Below are 3,282 nucleotides of genomic sequence, written 5' to 3'. Positions count from 1 at the left end.
GCCGCGGTGGTCGGGTCGTTCCTCGGGTCCCGCACCCCCGGCCGCGGGTCCTACGGCGGCTACGACGACTGGTTCGGTGGGCGCGGGTTCTGGGTCGGTGGCTGAGCCCGGCCCCCGCCGGGGGCTGCTCACGTTCGGCCACGGCACGGCCGGGCCCGACGAGCTCGTCGGGCTGCTGCACGACGCCGGCGTCTCGAGGGTCGTGGACGTCCGCCGGTTCCCCGGCAGTCGTCGCAACCCGGGCGTCAGCAGCGAGGCCATGAGCTCGTGGCTCCCGGAGGCCGGCGTCGAGTACGTGTGGGAGCCGCGCCTGGGCGGGCGACGCCGGGTCCCCGCCGGCCAGGACCCGGATGTCGACGGCTGGTGGCGGGTGGCGGCGTTCCGGGCGTACGCCGCGCACATGCGCAGCGAGGAGTTCCGCGCGGGGCTCGAGGTCCTGCTGGCGTCCATGGACCGCGCACCGACCGCGATCATGTGCAGCGAGTCGCTCTGGTGGCGCTGCCACCGCCGACTGATCAGCGACGCCGTGCTGCTGCTGCACGGCAGACCGGTGAGCCACCTCGCCCACGACGGCCGCCTCACCGAGCACGAACCGCCGCCGTCCGCCCGGGTCGTGGCGGGCCAGCTCCACTACGACGACTGAGCGGCGGCTACCGGCAGGCCGTCACCCGCACCCCGCCGGTCGCCGCGATCGAGGCGGAGAACCGCAGCACCCGCCGGCTCCCGGCGTACTCGAACGGCACCCGGTGACCGTCGGCCTCGACACGGCAGGGCCGCCAGTCGGGGTCGAGGCCCGCGAGCGTCGCCCGCACGTCGTACCGTCGCGCCTGGTCGGCGGCGACCCGCAGCGTCCAGGCCCGTCCGGTCGCCTGCGAACGCAGACCCTCGCCCGGCCCGAGCGTGCCCTGCCAGGCGCCGGTCCGCGGGGCGGCGAGGAGGGTACGCCGGGCAGCCCGATCGGCCACCCCGATGACGCCCTCGCCGTAGGCGCTGAGGGTGTCGACGTCGCGGGGCAGCAGGGGCACGACCGCGCCGGCGCGCAGGAACAACGGGATGGTCCCGAGCGGCGCCCGGGCGCTCACCGTGCGGTGCCCACGCACCACGTGCGCGCGGCGCAGGTCGAAGTGCCCGCTGTCGCGCAGCCGCCAGGCCCGGGCGAGCTCGATCCAGCGGCCGCGGGGCAGGTACACCGATCGGGTATCGGCGCCCTGGGTGGTGACCGGGGCGACCAGGAGGTCCCGGCCGAACAGGTACTCGTCGTCGGTGGCGACGGCCCGGCGGTCGCCGGGATGGACGAGCGCGAGGTGGCGCATCAACGGCAGGCCGCGGTGGAGGTAGGCGTCCTGGCTCCCGGCGACGTAGGGATAGAGCATGGTCCGCAGCCGTGCGTAGCGCTTCCAGACCGGTGCGACGGCCGGGTCGGTGACCTGGGCGCGCTCGCCGGACGCGCCGATCGCGATGCCGCCCGACTGCAGGCGCATCACGCCGGTGAACGCGCCGTACTCGATCCATCGCGCCAGCAGCTCGGGGGAGAGCACCGGATCGGAGAACAGCGTGAAGAAGCCTCCGATGTCGGGCCCCCAGAACGACACGCCTGACGTGCCGATCGTGAGGCCCTGACGCACCGAGGACGTGAGTCCGTCGAAGTCCCACGACGTGGTGGGGTCGCCGCCCCACACGATCGACGACTCCTTGATCGCGTCGGTCCACCCGGAGCGGTTGAACCGCAGCAGCGGCCGCGGCGCCCGGGTCTCGAAGTCGCGCGCGGCGGCGTGGTACTGCTCGGCGTACCGGTTGTGCATCGTCGGCCCCGGCGTCCCGTCGGCCGACACCGCGGTCGCCGGGGTGTACTCGCCGAAGTCCTCCATCCAGCCGTCGTACCCGTCATCGACCGCCTCGCCGAGCAGCCGTTGGAAGAGCTCGCGGCCGGCCGGTGCGGAGAAGTCGAACTGCGACACACGGAAGTTGGTGGCCGTGGAGTAGCGGTAGACCAGCGGGGAGCCGTCCGGGTTGCGGGTGAACGCACCCGCGGCGACGCCCTCGTCGTAGACGGGCTGGTAGGTCGTGCACACCATCGGGTTGAAGTACGTCGTCACCGCGACGCCCTGGTCGTGCAGCGCGTCGGTGAGCGCCCGCTCGCGAGCCGCGTCCTGGGCGCCGCAGGGCAGGTAGTGGGCGTAGGTCTGGGCCACCGTGATCGGCACGTCGCGCCGACGCTGCTCGGCGAGCCCGGCCGGGGCGTCGCCGACCGGCTGCCACCAAGCGCCGTAGACCATCGGGCCGGCCGGGGCGGGCTGCCGACCGACCGCCCGGGTCATCCGAGCGAGGGCGCGTGCCGGCGTGGGCCCGGGGAAGACGCGCAGGTCGAGGTGGTCGGCCTGCGCCACCAGCCGGTTCACGCTGCGGTGCTGCGGCGTCGCGAGCTCGAAGGAGCTGTCCTCGTCGTTGTCGACGAGCACGCCGTACCCGGCCGTGGAGAGCATCCACGGCACCGGGAAGTACGTCGCGTCCGCGCGCGTGCTGAAGCCCGGTTGCGGGATCGCCCCGGCCACGAGCGCCGCCTGCTTGGTCGTGTAGGGGCCGTCGAGCACCCGGTTCTGCACCTCGCGGCCGCGGTGGTCCACGGCGTCCGAGCGCTCGCCCAGGCCGAGGTACCGTTCGCCGGCGGGCGCCCGGAGGTCGATGGTCACGCCGGTGATCCCACTCCCGTGCCCGGCGATCGCCACGGCGTACGCGCCGTTCCCGGACGGGCTGACCCGCACGCTCGCGGTGAGTGCGGGATCGGCAGTGCCGAGCTCGACCACGTCGTCGTGCACCGCCACCACGTGGTCGGCGGGGATCCGGGCCGCCGCCGTCACCAGGGCGATCGCGTCCCGGTCGACGCTGGCCAGCACGGTGCCGTCATCGTCGACGAACCGCACCGCCCAGTCGCCGCCCACCGGGGCGGTCACGACGGCGCGCATCGCTCCTGACCGCTGGGACGTCGGACTGCCGTCGTGCCTGGGGGCGTGCACGCGGCCGGGCTCGGCGTAGGTCGCCGACGCTCCGCTCACGCTCAGGCCAGCGACCAGCGCGAGTCCGACGACGGGCATCAGCGAGGAGCAGGCACGCATGGCCGCATGCTCGCACGGCCGACGCCGTCGCGCGGGCTGATCGAGCGACCGCCGCCCGGTGATCGAGCGGGCGCCTCGGTGATCGAGCTCGTCGAGGTCCCGCGGCCGGGGCAGGGCGGTGGTTACGGCGGTGGGCGCCTGATGGTCTGCGCGGGGTGGCGGTGGTCGG

2 protein-coding genes are annotated in these 3,282 nt (G+C 74.8%); one reads left to right on the top strand and one right to left on the bottom strand.

Going from position 1 to position 3,282, the window contains the following annotated elements; genetic code table 11:
- Window positions 1–97: 97 nt before the first annotated feature.
- Window positions 98–643, top strand: a complete 546-nt coding sequence (locus Q0L15_RS16255; protein WP_296605497.1) for a DUF488 family protein — start codon at window positions 98–100, stop codon at window positions 641–643.
- A 7-nt stretch (window positions 644–650) separates the two neighbouring features.
- Here the strand turns inward: Q0L15_RS16255 and Q0L15_RS16250 are convergent, their stop codons facing one another.
- Window positions 651–3,113: a TIM-barrel domain-containing protein gene (locus Q0L15_RS16250; RefSeq protein ID WP_296605496.1), complete on the bottom strand. Its 2,463-nt coding sequence runs from the start codon at window positions 3,111–3,113 to the stop codon at window positions 651–653.
- Between the last annotated feature and the right edge of the window lie 169 nt (window positions 3,114–3,282).

Origin of the sequence: Nocardioides sp. (assembly GCF_024509035.1) — a bacterium.
Classification (GTDB): Bacteria; Actinomycetota; Actinomycetes; order Propionibacteriales; family Nocardioidaceae; genus Nocardioides.
The sequence above is the reverse complement of the archived record's forward strand: the minus strand, read 5'-3'. Positions and strand labels throughout refer to the sequence as shown.

Excerpts from the sequence above, each read along its gene's own strand:
- Q0L15_RS16250 (WP_296605496.1), bottom strand. The coding sequence starts at position 3,113 with ATGCGTGCCTGCTCCTCGCTGATGCCCGTCGTCGGACTCGCGCTGGTC.